This is a genomic window from Campylobacter canadensis, assembly GCF_013177655.1.
GTDB lineage: Bacteria > Campylobacterota > Campylobacteria > Campylobacterales > Campylobacteraceae > Campylobacter_E > Campylobacter_E canadensis.
On record NZ_CP035946.1, the window covers coordinates 1,145,268 to 1,163,052 of the forward strand.

19 protein-coding genes are annotated in these 17,785 nt (G+C 25.5%); 17 read left to right on the forward strand and 2 right to left on the reverse strand.

Annotated elements, in window-relative coordinates:
* The first annotated feature begins 60 nt into the window (after positions 1-60).
* From CCANL266_RS05470 to CCANL266_RS05485, 4 genes are read left to right on the forward strand one after another with little or no spacing between them, the layout of a single operon-like run.
* A complete protein-coding gene (locus tag CCANL266_RS05470; protein WP_172232543.1) occupies positions 61-993 on the forward strand; it encodes a metal ABC transporter solute-binding protein, Zn/Mn family in 933 nt (310 codons plus the stop codon).
* Between the two features lie 31 nt (positions 994-1,024).
* Complete coding sequence (locus CCANL266_RS05475; RefSeq protein ID WP_172232546.1) at positions 1,025-2,194, forward strand: DUF1007 family protein; 1,170 nt, start codon at positions 1,025-1,027, stop codon at positions 2,192-2,194.
* Positions 2,191-2,904, forward strand: a complete 714-nt coding sequence (locus tag CCANL266_RS05480) for a metal ABC transporter ATP-binding protein (RefSeq protein ID WP_172232549.1) — start codon at positions 2,191-2,193, stop codon at positions 2,902-2,904. The genes CCANL266_RS05475 and CCANL266_RS05480 overlap by 4 nt, the downstream gene beginning before the upstream one ends.
* Entirely contained in the window at positions 2,895-3,713 is an 819-nt protein-coding gene (locus CCANL266_RS05485; RefSeq protein WP_172232552.1) for a metal ABC transporter permease, read from the forward strand. Before CCANL266_RS05480 ends, CCANL266_RS05485 begins: the two co-directional genes overlap by 10 nt.
* Here the strand turns inward: CCANL266_RS05485 and CCANL266_RS05490 are convergent.
* Together CCANL266_RS05490 and putP are read right to left on the reverse strand one after the other, a co-directional pair.
* The gene (locus tag CCANL266_RS05490; RefSeq protein ID WP_172232555.1) at positions 3,696-4,148 is read right to left on the reverse strand and encodes a tRNA (cytidine(34)-2'-O)-methyltransferase; all 453 of its coding nucleotides are present in this window, start codon (positions 4,146-4,148) and stop codon (positions 3,696-3,698) included. The genes CCANL266_RS05485 and CCANL266_RS05490 overlap by 18 nt on opposite strands.
* Positions 4,145-5,656 carry a sodium/proline symporter PutP gene (putP, locus tag CCANL266_RS05495; protein WP_172232558.1) on the reverse strand — a complete coding sequence of 504 codons (1,512 nt, stop codon included), beginning with the start codon at positions 5,654-5,656 and terminating at the stop codon, positions 4,145-4,147. The genes CCANL266_RS05490 and putP overlap by 4 nt, the downstream gene beginning before the upstream one ends.
* Positions 5,657-5,778: 122 nt before the next feature.
* Between putP and CCANL266_RS05500 the strand changes: the two genes are divergently transcribed.
* The 13 genes from CCANL266_RS05500 (at position 5,779) to cmoA (ending at position 17,507) form a co-directional block, all read left to right on the forward strand.
* The gene (locus CCANL266_RS05500) at positions 5,779-6,861 is read left to right on the forward strand and encodes a DegT/DnrJ/EryC1/StrS family aminotransferase (RefSeq protein ID WP_172232561.1); all 1,083 of its coding nucleotides are present in this window, start codon (positions 5,779-5,781) and stop codon (positions 6,859-6,861) included.
* Positions 6,862-6,891: 30 nt separating this feature from the next.
* Entirely contained in the window at positions 6,892-8,004 is a 1,113-nt protein-coding gene (locus tag CCANL266_RS05505) for a 5-methyltetrahydropteroyltriglutamate--homocysteine S-methyltransferase (RefSeq protein WP_172232564.1), read from the forward strand.
* Entirely contained in the window at positions 8,001-8,825 is an 825-nt protein-coding gene (locus tag CCANL266_RS05510; RefSeq protein WP_172232567.1) for a Gfo/Idh/MocA family protein, read from the forward strand. Before CCANL266_RS05505 ends, CCANL266_RS05510 begins: the two co-directional genes overlap by 4 nt.
* 191 nt (positions 8,826-9,016) lie before the next feature.
* Positions 9,017-9,598, forward strand: a complete 582-nt coding sequence (locus tag CCANL266_RS05515) for a MotA/TolQ/ExbB proton channel family protein (RefSeq protein ID WP_216657286.1) — start codon at positions 9,017-9,019, stop codon at positions 9,596-9,598.
* On the forward strand, positions 9,585-9,980 hold the full coding sequence (locus CCANL266_RS05520; RefSeq protein ID WP_172232570.1) for an ExbD/TolR family protein: 396 nt from the start codon (positions 9,585-9,587) through the stop codon (positions 9,978-9,980). The genes CCANL266_RS05515 and CCANL266_RS05520 overlap by 14 nt, the downstream gene beginning before the upstream one ends.
* 4 nt (positions 9,981-9,984) lie before the next feature.
* Entirely contained in the window at positions 9,985-11,955 is a 1,971-nt protein-coding gene (locus tag CCANL266_RS05525; protein WP_172232573.1) for a TonB-dependent receptor, read from the forward strand.
* On the forward strand, positions 11,955-12,923 hold the full coding sequence (locus CCANL266_RS05530) for a FecCD family ABC transporter permease (protein WP_172232576.1): 969 nt from the start codon (positions 11,955-11,957) through the stop codon (positions 12,921-12,923). Before CCANL266_RS05525 ends, CCANL266_RS05530 begins: the two co-directional genes overlap by 1 nt.
* Positions 12,916-13,653: an ABC transporter ATP-binding protein gene (locus CCANL266_RS05535; RefSeq protein ID WP_172232579.1), complete on the forward strand. Its 738-nt coding sequence runs from the start codon at positions 12,916-12,918 to the stop codon at positions 13,651-13,653. Before CCANL266_RS05530 ends, CCANL266_RS05535 begins: the two co-directional genes overlap by 8 nt.
* An 8-nt stretch (positions 13,654-13,661) precedes the next feature.
* Complete coding sequence (locus CCANL266_RS05540; RefSeq protein WP_172232582.1) at positions 13,662-14,438, forward strand: ABC transporter substrate-binding protein; 777 nt, start codon at positions 13,662-13,664, stop codon at positions 14,436-14,438.
* The gene (locus CCANL266_RS05545) at positions 14,435-15,121 is read left to right on the forward strand and encodes a hypothetical protein (RefSeq protein WP_172232585.1); all 687 of its coding nucleotides are present in this window, start codon (positions 14,435-14,437) and stop codon (positions 15,119-15,121) included. Before CCANL266_RS05540 ends, CCANL266_RS05545 begins: the two co-directional genes overlap by 4 nt.
* Positions 15,122-15,190: 69 nt before the next feature.
* A complete protein-coding gene (locus CCANL266_RS05550; protein ID WP_172232588.1) occupies positions 15,191-15,919 on the forward strand; it encodes a pyridoxamine 5'-phosphate oxidase family protein in 729 nt (242 codons plus the stop codon).
* A 1-nt stretch (position 15,920) separates the two neighbouring features.
* The gene (locus CCANL266_RS05555; protein WP_172232591.1) at positions 15,921-16,739 is read left to right on the forward strand and encodes a class I SAM-dependent methyltransferase; all 819 of its coding nucleotides are present in this window, start codon (positions 15,921-15,923) and stop codon (positions 16,737-16,739) included.
* A gap of 57 nt (positions 16,740-16,796) precedes the next feature.
* Positions 16,797-17,507 (forward strand): carboxy-S-adenosyl-L-methionine synthase CmoA, encoded by a 711-nt coding sequence (gene cmoA / locus CCANL266_RS05560; protein WP_172232594.1) that lies wholly within the window; start codon positions 16,797-16,799, stop codon positions 17,505-17,507.
* Positions 17,508-17,785 lie beyond the last annotated feature (278 nt).

Below are 17,785 nucleotides of genomic sequence, written 5' to 3' on the forward strand. Positions count from 1 at the left end.
AGTTACATTTAAGATATTTTGTATTATACTAGCAACCTAATTTTAAGAAAGGGAATAATTATGAAAAAAATTGCATTTACTTTTTTTTCTTGTGTATTTTTAAATGCACAAAATATTGGTGTTAGCATTAAACCAATTGAATATTTGGTTAATAAAATTGCACCTAATGTAAATACTGTTGTCTTGGTTGATGATAATTCTAATCCGCACAACTTTGAGCTAAAAGCTAAAAAGATTTTAGAATTAGATAAAAGCAAGGCTTTTTTTGCTATTGGAGTTGAGGCTGAAGATGTGTGGCTTAGCAAACTAAAGGAAAATACTAAAATTAAGGTTATAAGAATTGATGATGGTATAAAAAAAATCTCTTATGCGCATTTGCACGAGCATGAACACGATGCACATCATGAACACGAACACGAACACGAACACGAACACGAGCATGAACACGATGCACATCATGAACATGAACACGATGCACATCACGAGCACCATCATCATCATTCAGGCGCTGATGTACATATTTGGACAAGTACTGAAAACTTAAAAATACTTTCAAACAACATAGCAAAAAATTTAAAGCTGCTTTATCCTGAAAATGCCGCTCAAATAGACAAAAACTTACAAGCATTACTAAAAGATTTAGAGGATTTAAAAACAAAAATAAACGAACAAACAAAGGATTTAAAAACAAAGGCTTTTATAAGCTCTCATCCAGCTTGGGGCTATTTTGCAAAAGAATTTAATTTAAAAGAATATTCTTTAGAATTTGAAGGAAAAGAACTAAAAATAAAAGAACTAAAAAAAATGATTGATTTAGCTAAAGAAAACAAAGCTTGCTTACTTATTAGCTCTGCTTTATTTAATACAAAAAGTGTTAATTTAGTAAAAGAACAAAGCAATTTAAAACTAGCTAATATAAACGCTTTAACTTACAATATTTTAGACGAGATGTTAAATTTTGCTAAGACTTTGCATAATAATTGTTCTAATTAACATAAAAGTATTTGCGTGTGCTTTATGCGCATTGCAAATACCTAGCGTTCATATTAGTTTTGACCTGCACCATGTAAGCTGGAAATTCAATGAGCAATTTAGTTTAAATCTAATTAACGACTACGATGAGAATGAAAATTTAAAATTAGATGAAAATGAATTAAAAATAATTGAAGAAAAGTTGCTATCTTACTTAAAGCCAAGAAAATATTTAATGCAATTAAGTTATTATGATTTACCATTTGGCTACAGTAAAGAGCTTGATTTTAAAGTTGAAAATGTAAAAGTTAGCTTTGATGGGCTTTTAAAACTTGATTATGATATTATTTATAATTTTACTCCACAAAATCAAAGAGTTTTAAACCTTAATTTTGAAGATAACGAAGGTTTTTTTAATTTTGCATTTATTGAAAATAAAATTGTAAATAAAGATTTTAATGTTATTGAAAACTATAACTTAAACGCTGCTTTTTATGAATTTAGCACAGAAAACAAAATAGTAAAAAATACAAAAAGCTTTTCGCAAAACATAGCTTATTTATTAAATGCCTTTTTAGAATTATTATTAAAACATTTAAGGCAATTATCAATTTTAGTTTATCCTATAGCATTTGCTTATGGTTTTTTTCACGCTCTTATGCCTGGTCATTCTAAATTACTTTGTGCAGCATTGTTTTTAAATTCTAAAAAATCAGCTGCAATATTTTCTCTAAAAATAGCATTTTTTCACTTATTTAATGCCTTCATTTATGCTTTTATTTTTACTAGCTTAAATTATTTAAAATTAAATATAATTTCTAGCTTATTTGTATGTTTATTAGCACTTTTTTTAATTTTTATGAAAATTAAAAAAATAAAAATAAGTAAAATAAGCAAAACAAATAATATAAAAAAATTTTACACAAAACATACTCAAAGTAAAATTTTAAATATAATAAAAAAAGAAAGCGTAATTGATAGTTTTTATGCTTTTGTTTTAAGTTTATTACCTTGCCCTGGTTTAATATTTGTTATTGCTTTAGTTAGTTCTTTTGGTAAAATAGCTTTTTTTGCTGCAATTTTAATTGCACTTGGAATGGCATTAGCAATATTTTTAAGTGCTTTTTATGCAAAAAAAATTAATATTTCAAATAAATACCAACTTGTATTTTTACTACTAGTTTTTATAATATCTTTAATTGTATTTATAGGAGAATTATGATAAATATTAAAAATCTTTCTTATGCTTATAATAACGATTTAGTTTTAAGCGATGTTAGCTTTGATGTAAAAAAAGGTGAATTTGTGGGCATTATTGGTCCAAATGGTGGCGGTAAAAGCACTTTGTTAAATTTAATTTTAAATAAATTAAGTCCAAAAAGTGGCACCATAGAACTTTTAAGCAATAAAATAAGCTATGTAGCACAATATTCAAAGGTAAATGATAGCTTTCCGATTTCAGTTTTTGATTTAGTTTTAACAGGAATTTTAACAAAAAAATCAACCTTTTTTTACAAAAAAGAAGAAAAGCAAAAAGCACTAAAGGCTTTAGAGCTTACAAATATGCTTGCTTTTAAAGATGAATTATATAAAAATCTTAGCGGCGGACAAAAACAAAGGGTGTTAATCTCTCGTGCATTAATTAGCGAATGTGATATATTATTACTAGATGAACCTACTGCAAGTATTGATGTTAATGGGCAAATGCAGATTTTTGAATTACTTAAAAACTTAAAAAATATAAGCATACTTTGCGTTTGTCATGATATAGCTTTAATTAGCTCTTATGCAAATAAAATTATTCATATTCAAAAAAATGCTTACATACACGAAGATTTAACTGCATTTAAAAAGGATAAAATAAAATCAATGCTAAAAGCAAATTCACATATTTGTCCTATTGATTTAGTAGGAAAATGCAAATGTTTTTAGAATATTTAAAATTAGATTTTATACAAAATGCAATCTTAGCATCTTTTTTTATAAGTGTTTTATGCGCAATAATTGGACCTTTAATTTTAGTAAATAGACTAAGTTCAATTGTAGGAGGCGTAGCACATGCAGCGTATGGTGGAATTGGTATTTCGCTGTACTTTGGAATTAGTGTTATATTTTCATCTTTAGCTTTTTGTATCTTTTGTGCTTTAATAATTGCTTTTTTATCAAAACAAAAAAGCAATCAAGATGCTGTTATTAGTGTTATTTGGGCGTTTGGAATGAGTCTTGGATTGCTGCTTAGTGATTTAAGTACGAATTTTAATGCAGTGATTTTAAACTACTTATTTGGTGCTATTTTAACCGTTGAAAAAATAGATTTTTATGCAATGATTATTGCTTTACTTATAATCATTCCTTTAGTTTTTATTTTCTATCGTCAATTAGTTTGTGTTTGTGTAGATAGTGAATTTGCAGGAATTCGCCACATAAAAGCTGATTTAATATATTATTTGATAGTTATTTTTTCAGCTGTTTGTGTTGTGCTTGGTTTAAGAGTTGTAGGACTTATAATGATAATAGCTTTAATTAGTATCCCAGCTTATATTTCTTTAATGTTTGTAAAAAGTCTATTTTATAGTATGCTTTTAAGTGCAATTTTAAGTTTTTTATTTTGCTTTTTTGGCTTAATGATTAGCATTGTTTATAATCTAAGTACAAGTTCTTGCATAATACTTCTTGCTTGTATTTGCTTTGCCATCGCTTATTTAATTAAAAAATTTACAAAATTACATAATTTGTCTTAAAGCTTCAGAGCTAAAAAAACCAACACTCATAGCAAGGTTTAGCGACCTTGCATTTTTACCCATTGGAATTAAAAAGGTATTTTCATAAGTTAAAACATCATTGAATTTACTTTTACTAAGCCCGTAAGTTTCATTACCAAAAATTATAAAATCACCCTTATTAAATTTTGCATTAAAATAAGAATTATTAGATTTAGTACTAGCAAACTTCATTTTATTTAAATCATTTTTATCTAAAAATTCTTGAGCATTATCCCAAAAAACTGGCTTTAGCTTAAACCAATAATCAAGCCCTGCTCTCATAATTTTTTTATCATCATAATCTAAAAAATGAGGTCCAATTAAATGCAAGGTAAAATCTAAATTATAGCAAGTTCTACCTATTGTACCTACATTTGCTGCTATTCTTGGCTCTACTAAAACAATATTTATCATTTTAAATTCTTTAGCATTTTTTCGTGAATTAAATATGAATCATCTTTTTTAAGCAAAGAACCAATAATTATAAACACAACAGCAACAATAAAAGCAGGAATTATTGAATAAAGCTCAAATATAGCACTTTTAAATAGCATATTTGCCTGAATGCTTTCCCAAATTATTACACAAATAGCCCCAGCAGCCATTCCTAAAATAGCGCCAAATCTACTCATATTTTTCCAAAACAATGAAAGCAAAATAACAGAGCCAAAAGAAGCCCCAAAACCAGCCCAAGCATAGCTTACAATTTTTAAAATACTTGAATTTTCATTAGTTGAAAGTAAAAAAGCAATTAAAGAAACTATTAAAACGCTAAGTCTTGAAATAAACATAATAGTTTTATTGCTTGCATCTTTTTTAAAAATCTTTTTATAAAAATCCTGTGCTAAGGTTGAACTTGATACTAAAAGCTGAGAACTTGCTGTACTCATAATTGCAGCTAAGATTGCACTTAGTAAAATACCAGCAACCCAAGGATTAAAAAGTATTTGCGACATTAAAATAAAAATCCTTTCAGGGTCATTTAAACTAACATTAGACACTTTTAAATAAGCAATGCCTAAAAATCCAACCATAATAGCGCCAAGCAAAGAAATAACCATCCAAGAAATACCTATAAATGTTGCTTGTTTTATATCATTTACACTTTTAATACTCATAAAACGCACTAAAATATGTGGCTGACCAAAGTATCCAAGCCCCCAAGCTAAAGAAGAAATAATAGCAATAATTCCAACATCGCTGCTTAATGATAAATAATTAATATTGTTGGTAATTGATAAATCTTTTATAACACTTATTGCTTTATCAAAACCACCTATTTCATTAAGCATTGTAATAGGAACAACAATTAAAGCAAGCATCATTAATAAACCCTGTATTAAATCAGTCCAACAAACTGCTTTATATCCTCCTAAAAAAGTATAAAAAACAATGATAAAAGTGCCTATTATTAAAGCTGTGTTGTAATTAATTAAAAATAATTTTTCAAATAATTTTGCTCCAGCAACCAGACCGCTTGAAATATAAATAGTAAAAAAAACTAAAATTACAAAGGCACAAATTATTCTTAAAATGTGTTTTTCATCATTAAATCTACTTTCAAAAAAATCAGGAATAGTTATACAATCTTCTTTAATATCAGTATAAATTCTAAGTCTTTTTGCTACTATTAGCCAATTAAGAGTAGCCCCAATACTAAGCCCAATTGCAATATAAGTTTGCCCTAGTCCAAGTGCTAAAACCGCTCCAGGCAAGCCCATAAGAAGCCAAGCACTCATATCAGATGCACCAGCACTTAAAGCTGATACAACAGGACCCATATTTTTATCTCCTAAAAAATAATCATGAGAATTTTTATTTTTACGCCAAAAATAAAAGCCAATAAAAATCATAAGCAAGCTATATAAAATAAAATCAACAATAATAGCTGTGTTAAAATGCACAACTTCAAAACTATTCATAAAATATCCTTAATAATAAAAAAGAACTTATCTTAGCAATAAATTTAAAATAAATCGTTTAAGTTATTTATTTTTTAATCTATTTTATTTATTATTTGCAAATTAATTTTCAAGGATAAACTATGTTTTCATTCATTAATTTACAAGCACAATATAAAGCATACAAGGAAGAAATTGACTTAGAAATAAGCAAAATTTTAAATCAAGCACAATTTATAGCTGCTCCTTGTGTAAAAGAATTAGAAAGCAATTTAAGCAAATATATAAAAATTAAACATAGCATTAGCTGCTCAAACGGTACTAGTGCATTACTTGCAGCATTAAATGCTATTGATATTAAAGAAGATGATGAAATAATTACAAGTGCATTTACTTTTATTGCAAGTGCTGAAATGATAGCTCTTTGTAAGGCTAAGGTTGTTTTTGTAGATATTAATATGCAAGATTTAAATCTTGATATTAATGAAGTAAAAAAGGCTATTACTCCTAAAACTAAAGCTATTTTAGCTGTAAGTATTTTTGGTCAAATGCCTAATTTGCTTGAACTTAAAAAAATAGCAGAAGAAAATAACATTTATTTAATTGAAGATGCAGCGCAAAGTTTTGGTGCAAAAGATAATAAAAATAATATTTCAGGTAGTATTGCTCATATTTCTACTACTTCGTTTTTTCCATCAAAACCACTAGGCTGTTATGGTGATGGTGGAGCTGTTTTTACAAATGATGATTTTTTAGCTGAAAAAATAAGATTATTTGTAAATCACGGCTCAAAACAAAGATATTTACATGAAATAATAGGAGTAAATGCAAGACTAGATAGCATTCAAGCTGCAGTTTTAAATGTTAAATTAAAACATTTTGATGAAGAACTAGCAAAAAGACAGGAATTAGCAAAAATATATGATGATAATTTAATAAATTGCAAAAAAATAAAAATAAAAGATTCTTACACAAGCGTATATGCTCAATATAGCATTTTGGTTGATGATAGAGAAAAAATTATAAATGAATTTATTAAAAACGATTTGCCTTATGCTGTGCATTATCCTATGCCTTTACATAAGCAACCTTGTTTTAAAGAATACAACAAGCTAACACTTAAAAATACAGAATATGTTTGCAAACACATAATCTCTTTACCATTTTGTGCTTTTTTAGATAAAAACAATCAAGAAAAGGTTATTTCAATGTTTAAAAATTTATAAATAAAATCAAATTAAAACAAAGGAGAAAAAATGAAACTAGACCAAGTTGGTTCTTTTTTAAGAGAAGAAAAACTAAAACAAGCAAGAAAAGATTTTGAAGATAAAAAAATTGATTTAAATTCTTTAAGAAATATTGAAAACGAATGTATAAAAAATCTTTTAAAAAAATGTGATGAAATCGGACTTTATTATTTAAGTGATGGGGAGTTAAGACGCTCTTGGTGGCATTTAGATTTTTATTGGCAGCTTGATGGTGTAATTAAGATTATAAAAGAGCAAGGCTACGCTTTTAAAGGCTTGCAAACTCGTGCGGAAGGATTAAAAATAGTTGATAAAATCTCTTGTAAAAATCACAATTTTATTAATGATTTTAAAGAGCTTATAAAAATAGCAAAGCAATTAAATATTGATATTTCAAGGCTAAAACTTACCATTCCAAGTCCATCAATGTTTTTATATATGCTTTTTGTAAGAGGTAAAAATGAGACAAATTTTGCTTATTACAACACAAATTATTCTTTATTAAAAGATGATATTTTACAAGCTTATAAGGACTTTTACGAATTGTTTTTTGAAGCTGGTGGAAGATATTTGCAGCTTGATGATACTTCTTATGGTTCGCTTTGTGATGATGAATTTTGCAAAATTAATGAGCTTGATTATGAAAAAACCTGCCTTGAATATGTAGATTTTTTAAATCAAAGCCTTAGTTCTATGCCTAAAGGTTTAACTAGTGCTATTCATATTTGTCGTGGAAATTACCGCTCAAGATATGCAGCAAGCGGTGCTTATAGCAAGATTGCCCATATTTTATTTAAAGATTTAAAAATTGATAAATTCTTTTTAGAATTTGATGATGAGCGTTCTGGTGGTTTTGAAGCCTTAAAATATATACAAAATCAAGAAGTTGTTTTAGGAATTTTAACTACAAAAACAATTCAAAACCCAAGCTTAGAAGACTTAGAAAAAAGAGTATTGCAAGCAAGTTCGTATATGGATAAAAAACAGCTTAGTATAAGCACACAATGCGGCTTTTCTTCTACTGAAGAAGGCAATGAAATAAGCATACAAACACAATGGGATAAAATTCTTTTATTAAAAGAACTTGCAAATAGATTAAATAACAAAGGCTTTAATATATGAAATTAGCAATAATTGGCTTAGGTGTAATGGGCAAAAATCATTACACCGAGCTTAAAAAAGAAAATATAAATTTATATTGCTTTGATATTGTAAAAGCAGATTTTTTAAGTAAAGATGATAATTTTTATTTAGATTTAGATGAATTAATAAAAAACGACTTAGACGCTGCAATAATAGCAACACCAACCAAATTTCATTTTGATATTTTTGTAAAAATTCATAAAAAAGTAAAAAATATTTTAATTGAAAAACCACTTAGTTTTAATTTAGAACAAGCTTATAAAATAAAAGAACTTGCAAAAAACAACAATGTTTGTGTAGGCTTTTGTGAAAGATTTAACCCTGTTAGTTTAGCCTTTAAAGAATTATTAAAAGAAAATGAAGAAATTCTTTATGCAAAATTTATTAGAGCTTCTAGCTATCCTGCAAGAATTAGCGATGTTGGCGTAGATATGGATTTAAGTGTTCATGATATTGATTTAGCTAATTTTTTTGGAATAAAAAGCACTTTTGAAATTAGTAAAAATTATAAAAACAATTTGTGTTCAAGTATAAAATTAAACTCAAATAAACTTGATATTTTGGCTAGTTGGGAATTTAATTGCAAAATTAGAAGAGCTTTTATAAATACTAATCTAGCTAGTTATGAACTTGATTTTTTAAATTCAAAATTGTTTAAAAATAACGAAGAAATAAAAATAACTTTAAGCTCAAGTTTAAAGCAAGAGCATAAAGCCTTTATAAATTTAATTAAAACTAACAATATGGGATTTTTAGCAAATATTGATGATGCTATTTACACCCAAGAACTTTTATCCTAAACAATACTTACAAATATATTATATAAAATTCTTTTTTTATATAATATAAAACTCTATTATTTAATATTTTTTTTATTTTTAATATATTTTTTTATATAAAAAAATATTTTTGATATTAATTTTTAATTTAATTTTAAGTTATCTTATGATAAATTCATTTTAATATTAATTATTAAAATTAGGAGAAAAATTTGTATCATTATTTAGAAGAAGGTGGGATATTTATGTGGCCTATTTTTGCACTTTTATTACTTTCTAGTGCAATAATACTTGAAAAATTACACATACTTTTCATAAAACAAAAAAGTATAAATATAGCTTTTAAAAATACTGTAAAAGCAAAAATAAAAGCAAAAAAGTTTCAAGAATTAAATGAATATTTAAAAAACTATAACAATAGCATTGCAGTAGTTTTAAAACAAATAATAAATGAAGATGATGAAATCACAATAGAACAATGTTATCAAAATGAAATAAAAAGACTAGAGCATCTTTCTTATTTTCTTGGAATAAGCATAACAATAGCACCTCAACTTGGATTATTAGGCACAGTTACAGGTATGATACAGTCTTTTAAAGCCCTTTCAAATGCTGATGAAAGCGTTGTTGCTAGTGGTATAAGCCAAGCTCTGCTTACAACCGCTTTTGGCTTATGTGTTGCTATTTTTGCTTTATTTTTTCATATTATTTTTAATAAAAAAATAGATTATTTAAACAATGAAATATATTTATATTTAAATAATTTAATCAAGGCAAAGAATGAAAAAAATTAGTAGAAAAAAGCCTGAATTTGTAGAAATTTCAATGCTTAATTTAATTGATGTTATCTTTGTTATGTTGATTTTTTTTATGCTTTGTTCAAGTTTTAAGCATTATTGGCAGTTTGATGTTTTGCTACCTAAAGAAGAGGGCAAAAGTCAAAATACATTTGAAAATATATTAGAAATATCACTAAATAACAATAAAGAATTATTTGTAAAAGATAAAAAAGAAATCAAAATGATTAATTACGAAGAACTAAAAGGATATCTAAATGAGAAAAAAATAATAATTTTAAATGCGGACAAAAAGATAGATTACGGTGATGTTATTAATTTAATAGCATTTTTACAAGCTCAAAATCAAGAGCAAATAAAATTAAATATTCAAAGGTAAAAAAATGAAAAAATACTTATTATTAAGCGTAGTTACACTTAGCGCTTTAGCAAATACAAATATTTTACAAACACAAGTTATATCTTCAAGTGGTTTTACTCAAAGCCTAAAAGATACTAGTCATAATGTTTTAGTTTTAAGCAAAGAAGATATAGAAAATAAAGGCTATAAAGATATTTACGATGCATTAAAGACCTTTCCGTCAATTAGCATAGCAAGAACAGGCACAAGCGATAGTATTGATATTCGTGGGCAGGGAGCTAAGGCTAATACAAGGGTTAAAATATTTATAGATGGAGTCTTAATAAATCCTAGTGATAACTCTCACCTTGCAACTCCGCTTGATTTTATTAATATTGACGAGGTTGAACAAATTGAAGTTATTGCTGGTGGAGGTAGTGTAATTTATGGAGATGGTGCTGTTGGTGGAGTTGTAAATATTATTAGTAAAAAATATAGCAAAATGAAAGATTATGCAAATATTAGGCTAAAAACAGGCTCTTTTGATCATAAATCACTTAGTTTAAACGCTGGTACATTTTTACAAGATAGGGTTTTTTTAAATCTATCATATAATAAAATTGATGAAGGAGGATATCAAAGAGCAGACAAAAATAAATCAGACTCAGCAAGTCTTGCTTTAAAATTTTTACTAAGCGATAATACAGACCTTAGTTTTGATACAAGTTATAAAGAAGAAAAAATAAAACAAAGCGCTATGCTTGATGCTGCAACTTTACTAAACGATAGACGCTCAGGCGGTTTAATACAAACTGCTTTTTATCCAAAACCAGCTTATATAAATGCTGCAGAGCAGGATTTTACAATAAATAAATATCTAAGCACTAGTTTAAAATTAAATTATCATAATGAAGATTTTGAATTAGCAATAATTCCTTATTATTTTAATTATTCTTATGATGATTCTAATCTTAAAGATGAAAAAGTTGCACTAACAATTAAAAGTATTTTTAATGCAAATGAGATTACAAAACTTAGTTTAGGATATGATTATTCGTATAATAATGGCTTAAGAAATCAAGGTAGTATTAAAAACGAAGTAAATAAAACAACTAATTCTCTTTTTGCAAATTCTCTTTTTGCTTTAAATGCTTTTGATTTATCTTTTGGTCTTAGATTTGAGAATTCTAAATACAATGTTAAAAGGTTTTCAAGTAATATTTTAGCATTAAGTGATGATAATAATTATAATAATCTTGCTTTTAATACAATTTTTTCTAAGGCTTTAAATGATGATTTAAAAGCATATTTTAAATTTGAAAGCGGTTTTAGCTCTCCTACACCTTATGAGCTTACCGATAAGGTAAATAATGAATATAAAATCAACAATGTAAAAGCAGAAAAATATCTAACATACGAACTTGGTTTAAAAGGTCTTGTGTTTGATAATTTTGCACAATTGGCATTCTTTTACACCGATACAAAAGATGAAATTTATATAAATATGACTAGCGGCAGACCACCACACGCAACAGGCTTGCAATGGACATATAATAATATTTCAAAAACACAAAGATACGGAGCAGAGCTTAGCCTAAATCAAATGCTTTTAGATGATACTCTTTCATTAAACGAAAGTTTTTCTTATATAAATGCTAAGGTAAAAAATGATGAATTAAATCCTTACAAAAACAAACAATACATACCTTTAGTGCCAAAATATAAAATTAACTTAAACGCCTCATATGAATTTATAAATAATTATTTTGCAAGGATAAATTATTCTTATCTTTCAAAGCAAAATTGGGATTTTGCAAAAGATACAAACAATAATTACCAAGGCGGTTATGGCTTAGTTGATATTGGTTTTAGCATAAAAGCTATTAAGAATTTAGATATAAATATTGATGCTAAAAATATTTTTGCAAAAGAATATAATATTTATTGCAGCAATAATTTATGCCAACCAGCAGCAAAACAAACATTTTATTTAGAAACAAGGTATAGTTTTTAATGAAAAAATATATTGTTTTTGCTCTAATTTCAATTGCTTTTATAATTTTGTCTCTTGGTCTTAGTGCAAGTAATAGCATTTATGGATTTAAGTCTCTTTTAGACTTAATCCTTATGCAAGCAGACGATAATACACAAATAGTATTTTTACAATTAAAGCTACCTAGAATTTTATTATGCTTTTTGGTAGGAATGCTACTTGCAAGTAGTGCGGCTGTGGTTCAAAGCGTATTTTTAAATCCACTTGCAGACCCTTATATAATAGGAATTGCAAGTGCTGCAACCTTTGGTGCTGTGCTTGCTTATTTGCTAAATATAAGTGAGATTTTTTATGGGCTTTTTGCCTTTATTTTTTCTATGATTTTATGCTTTATTATCTTAGCAATTTATAAAGAAAATAAAAATATTTCAACCTTGCTTATTTTAGGTATAGCAATATCTGCTTTTTTAGCATCTTTTACTTCTTTTTTTATTTACTTAATTGGGCAAGATTCGTTTAAAATAACAGCTTGGCTAATGGGTTATTTTGGTGCAGCAACTTGGTTTAAGGTTATTATTGTTTTTATTGTTAGCCTTATTAGCTTAACTTATTTTTATCTAAAAAGATATGAATTAGATATTTTATTGTGTGCTGATGAAGAAGCAAGCACTCTTGGACTTAATGTTGAAAAATGCAAAAAGAATTTAATAATTATGTCTTGTCTTTGTGTGTCTTTTAGCGTTGCTTTTTGCGGTATGATAGCTTTTGTAGGGCTTATTATTCCACATATATTAAGAATGTTTTTAAAAAATTCTAGCAATGTTTTAATAATACCACTTTCATCAATGTTGGGCGGTATATTTTTACTAGCTTGCGATAATATCTCAAGGCTAATTATGTACCCTACTGAAATTCCTGTAGGAGTGATTACATCGTTTTTTGGCGCTCCTTTTTTTATTTATTTGGCATTAGGAAAGAAAAATGCTTAAGATAGAAAACTTAAAATTAAATTATGAAAATAATCTAATTTTAAATCAAGTAAATTATGAATTTAATTTAGGTAAATTTTATGCTATTTTAGGTGCTAATGGTTGTGGTAAAAGTTCTTTACTAAAATGTATTTTAAATCTAAACAATTATGAAGGAAGTATAAGCTATAAAAACACAAATTTAAAAACATTAAATTCTAAAGAATTAGCAAAAATAATATCTTACATACCACAAAAATCAAGTATTTTTATGCCTTTTATTGTAAAAGATTTTATTTTAATGGGCTTGTTTAAAAATAAAGCTTATTTTTTTTCATACAATAAAGATGATTATAAAAAACTTGATGAAGTTTTAGAACTTTTAGAATTAAAAAACTATAAAAATAGACTTATTCAAAGCCTTAGCGGTGGAGAATTTGCTAGAGTTTTAATGGCAAGAGCCTTGATTGAAAAACCAAAAATATTGTTAATTGATGAGGTTAATGCCGCACTTGATATTAATTATTCTATTTACATAATGAATTTATGCAAAAAATTAGCAAAAGAAAATATATGCGTAATAATGGTAATTCACGATTTATATTTAGCGCTAAATTATTGCAGTGATTTTATTTTTATACAAGATAAAAAAATAGCTTACACTGACTTTAACGCTAATTCAATTAAAAATATTTTTAAAATTGAAAACCAAATCCACAATATAAACAATAAAAAAGTTTTAATTTATTAGGAGATAAAATGAAAAAAATAATTTTATTATTTTTAAGTGCCATATTATTAAATGCAAAAAGTCTAGTGGTTTTAGAACCAAGCGCAGTAGAAATTTTGCTTAAATTAGGTGCAAAAGACAATATTTTAGCAATAGCAAAAACACAAAGCTCAAAAATAGAACCTGAGTATTTAAGCAAAGATTTAGATAGTGTTGGAACATATATTAGAGTTAATATGGAAAAAATAATCTCACTAAATCCTGATTTAGTACTCTATTCTCATCATTCTTTAAATGTTGAACAATTAGACAAATTTAACATAAAAAGAAAAAGTATTGAAGCAAATAACTTAGAAGATATTAAACAAAATATTAAATTTCTTGCTCAAATTAGTAATAAAGAAAGTAATGGAGAAAAATTACTTTTAGAATTTAATAATTATTTAAGTAAAACAAAGAATGTTATAAAAAATAAAAGCGCAATTATTGTATTTTCGGCAAATCCTTTAATGCTTTTTTGTAGTAATAATTTAGCCAATGATGTAATTAATCACATTGGAGTAAAAAATATTTGCACACAAAAAGAGCAAAGTCCAATAGTAAATATTGAATATATTCTAAGCTCTAATCCTGATGTAATTATTTATTTTGGCAATAAAGAAGAGTTAATAAAACAATATCCATTATTAAAATTAAGTAAGGCATATAAAGATAATAAAATATTAACAAGCAACTCAGCAAGTTTATTAAGAGCTAGTTATAACATTACTAAAACAATAAGCACATTAATAGAGCAAATCCAATGAGATATTACATTATTGCATTATTTATTAATTTGTTAATTCTTAGCATACCAGTAAATGCAAATTATAAAGAAAAACAAAATAATAAAATTCAAATTAGTCTTTATGAGAATAAAAATAAAGAAGAGATGAAAGAAGAGTTTAAAGAAGAGAGTAGCGAAGAAATTAAAGAAGAAATTAAAGAAGAAATTAAAGAAGAAATTAAAGAAGAAATTGAAAAAGAGAGTGAAGTAGAAAGTAAAGAAGAAATAATAAAGAAAAAAATTGAGAAAAAAATTGAGAAAAAAATTAAAAACAATAATAAAGTAATAAATAAAAATTCACAAAATAAAAATAGCAAAAAAACAACTAATGCTAAGCAAGAAAACAATACTAAAAATAATATAAATAATGAAAATAATACACAAAGTATAAATGAAAATATTTGTGCAAGCGCAATTAAATTTTATAACATAAAAAACAATTATCCCAAAAAAGCAATTAAATTGTCTCTTTATGGAAGATATGCAGTAAAAATAATTTTTAGTATAGACAAAAATAAAAATATAAGAATAATAAAAGCAACAGGCAAAGAGCCTTTTTTAAGTGAAGCAAAAAAGGCAATACTAAAAATAGATTATGAGATTTATAATTTTAATTTCACACTTTGTGAATATGAAAAAACAATAATTTACGAATTAAAATAAAGGAGTTAACATGTAAAATAATATTTAAAAATACAAAATACAAAATAGTAATTATTAAAAGGAGAAAAAATGAATGAAAAATTAAAAAATGCCCTAGAGCATATGAATAAAGAACATATTGATAGTATTAAAAATTTAGTTAAATTTCACAAAAATGTTGATGCAAAAGAAGCAAAACTAACGCATTTAGACTATGAAAAAATTACAATAAATTATGATGGTAATGAATTTAGTATTAATTACGATAATAAAGCAAATGATGAAACATTGCATTATGAAATAATTAATTTATGTACAAAAGCAAAGCCTAAAGAAGATGGCTCAAAATTAAACGAAGAAATAAAAAATTATATGCACTCTTTTAAAAGTGTTGTAATTGCAAGTGGCGATGAAAATGGCTTTATATCATCTTATGCACCTATTATTTTTAATGGTGATGAAATATTTATTTTTATAAGTGAAGTTGCCGAACATTACACAACTATTAGTAAAAATCCAAATATTGAAATTATGTTTTTACAAGATGAAAAAGAAGCAAAAACAGTATTTGCAAGAATAAGATTAAGATATCAAGTAAAGGCTACAATTCTTCCAAGAGAAGAAAGGTTTGAAGAGCTTTTTAGTATTCTTAAACAAAGATTTAGCGAAGCTTCTGTTTTTGCTGCTATGAAAGATTTTCATTTTGTAAAATTGAGTATAAAAAGCGGTAGATATGTAAAAGGTTTTGGCGCAGCATTTAGCATTGATGAGCATAATAATGCAAGTGCAATTCGCATAGAAAAACCACATAAGGTATAAAATGAAATTAAGCAATTTATCACAAAGTTTATTTATAACTTTATATTATAAAGCATTGGAATTTTCGCATAAAAAAGCTATTTTAAAAGATGAAAAAGCCTTTAATCTTGTAAAAATTATTGATTATGATTTTTCAAAGATTAAAGATGTAAAATTAAGCAGAGTTGCTACTTGCATAAGAAGTGCTTATTTTGATAAAAAATGTAAAGAATTTATAAATAAAAATGATAATTGCTTAATCTTAATTTTAGCTGCAGGGCTTGATGCAAGATATGATAGATTAAATGCTAGTTTAATGAAAAATGCTTATTTTGTTGAATGTGATTTAGGCGAAGTAATTGAGTTAAAAAAACAATATTTTACACCTAATTTTAATCAAGAATTTATAAGTGCTGATGTTTTAGATGATGATTTTTTAAATAAAATTGATTTTAAAAACAAAAAAATATTAGTAATAATTGAAGGTTTATTTATGTATTTTAGTAATGAACAAATAAAAAAAGTAATGGCTAATTTATCAAAACTGCAAGAATTTGAGCTTTTGTGCGACTTTGTTGGTAGTAGATTTTTTAAAAAAATTAAAAATAATGTTATAAAAAAAATGAATATTTCTTATCTTGGCAAAATAAATAGCCCAAAAGATTTTTTTACCTTATGTAATAATTACGAATGCACTAAAATAGAAGCTAAAAATTTTATGAGTGAGCATATTTTAAGATGGGGTTTTGTTGGAATTTTAAATTTATTTTTTACTAAAAAATTCTCTTTTAAATTTGCTTTTATGCTGCATTCAAAACTAAAACACAAAGTAAATTCATAACTTCTTTTAAATAAAAAGCTTGTAAAATGCCTAAATATTTTTATTAAAAGGTTATTTATGAAAGATGAAGTTTTTAGTGAAAAAATCATAAAACAATTTGAATTTGATGAAAAGGTAGTCCGTGTTTTTGATGATATGGTTACAAGAAGTGTGCCTTTTTATAAACAAAATGAAAAAATTTTGTGTGATATTTTATTTAAAAACGCAAAAGAAAATGCAAAAATTCTTGATATAGGCTGCTCAACTGCAAATACACTAATAGCGCTAGCAAATAAAAAAGATTATGAGCTTTTTGGGCTTGATAGCAGCAAATGTATGATAGATAAAGCTTCAACAAAGGCTAAAGATTTAAATATTAATATAACTTTCATACACGATGAAATTGAGAATTTAGACAAAATAAATACAAGTTTTGATGTGATAATTTGCGCTTACACCTTGCATTTTATAAGACCCTTAAAAAGACAAGAAATTTTAGAAAAAATATATAAAAAACTTAATAATAATTCTATTTTTATTTTATGCGAAAAAGTACTTTTTGAAAATAACACCTTTCAAAAAAATATAATTGATATTTATGAAGATTACAAAGAAAGTATGGGTTATTCACGCTATGAAATAGCACAAAAAAGAGCAGCCTTAGAAAATGTTTTAATCCCTTTTACATACAATGAAAATGTAAAAATACTATCCAATGCTGGTTTTAAACACATTGATAGTTTTTTTCGTTGGGCTAATTTTGCATCTTTTATTGCTTTTAAAGAATAATTTGTGTAAAAATGTAACAAAATATCATTTTTTTAAAAAAAATCTTGACATTAATTAATTTTTATGCTTAAAATAAGCAAAAAAATTAATTTTAAGGATAAAAAGATGATGATGCAAATGCGTTAGCATCTGATTAAAAAACTTTTCTTTTTTAGTCAGATGCAAAAAATACATACTAAAGCAAGCGACTAAAGAAGAAAAGTAAAATCTTTGTAGCTTTTTATAACTTCAAAAACTTCAAATGAATTTTATTTTTCTTTCAAATAAAAAAGGAAAGA

Coding starts and splice junctions, on each gene's coding strand:
- CCANL266_RS05550 (WP_172232588.1), top strand. CDS start 15,191: ATGAATGAAAAATTAAAAAATGCCCTAGAGCATATGAATAAAGAACAT.
- CCANL266_RS05555 (WP_172232591.1), top strand. CDS start 15,921: ATGAAATTAAGCAATTTATCACAAAGTTTATTTATAACTTTATATTAT.
- CCANL266_RS05535 (WP_172232579.1), top strand. CDS start 12,916: ATGCTTAAGATAGAAAACTTAAAATTAAATTATGAAAATAATCTAATT.
- CCANL266_RS05540 (WP_172232582.1), top strand. CDS start 13,662: ATGAAAAAAATAATTTTATTATTTTTAAGTGCCATATTATTAAATGCA.
- cmoA (WP_172232594.1), top strand. CDS start 16,797: ATGAAAGATGAAGTTTTTAGTGAAAAAATCATAAAACAATTTGAATTT.
- putP (WP_172232558.1), bottom strand. CDS start 5,656: ATGAATAGTTTTGAAGTTGTGCATTTTAACACAGCTATTATTGTTGAT.
- CCANL266_RS05505 (WP_172232564.1), top strand. CDS start 6,892: ATGAAACTAGACCAAGTTGGTTCTTTTTTAAGAGAAGAAAAACTAAAA.
- CCANL266_RS05525 (WP_172232573.1), top strand. CDS start 9,985: ATGAAAAAATACTTATTATTAAGCGTAGTTACACTTAGCGCTTTAGCA.
- CCANL266_RS05480 (WP_172232549.1), top strand. CDS start 2,191: ATGATAAATATTAAAAATCTTTCTTATGCTTATAATAACGATTTAGTT.
- CCANL266_RS05510 (WP_172232567.1), top strand. CDS start 8,001: ATGAAATTAGCAATAATTGGCTTAGGTGTAATGGGCAAAAATCATTAC.
- CCANL266_RS05545 (WP_172232585.1), top strand. CDS start 14,435: ATGAGATATTACATTATTGCATTATTTATTAATTTGTTAATTCTTAGC.
- CCANL266_RS05520 (WP_172232570.1), top strand. CDS start 9,585: ATGAAAAAAATTAGTAGAAAAAAGCCTGAATTTGTAGAAATTTCAATG.
- CCANL266_RS05500 (WP_172232561.1), top strand. CDS start 5,779: ATGTTTTCATTCATTAATTTACAAGCACAATATAAAGCATACAAGGAA.
- CCANL266_RS05530 (WP_172232576.1), top strand. CDS start 11,955: ATGAAAAAATATATTGTTTTTGCTCTAATTTCAATTGCTTTTATAATT.
- CCANL266_RS05490 (WP_172232555.1), bottom strand. CDS start 4,148: ATGATAAATATTGTTTTAGTAGAGCCAAGAATAGCAGCAAATGTAGGT.
- CCANL266_RS05485 (WP_172232552.1), top strand. CDS start 2,895: ATGTTTTTAGAATATTTAAAATTAGATTTTATACAAAATGCAATCTTA.
- CCANL266_RS05470 (WP_172232543.1), top strand. CDS start 61: ATGAAAAAAATTGCATTTACTTTTTTTTCTTGTGTATTTTTAAATGCA.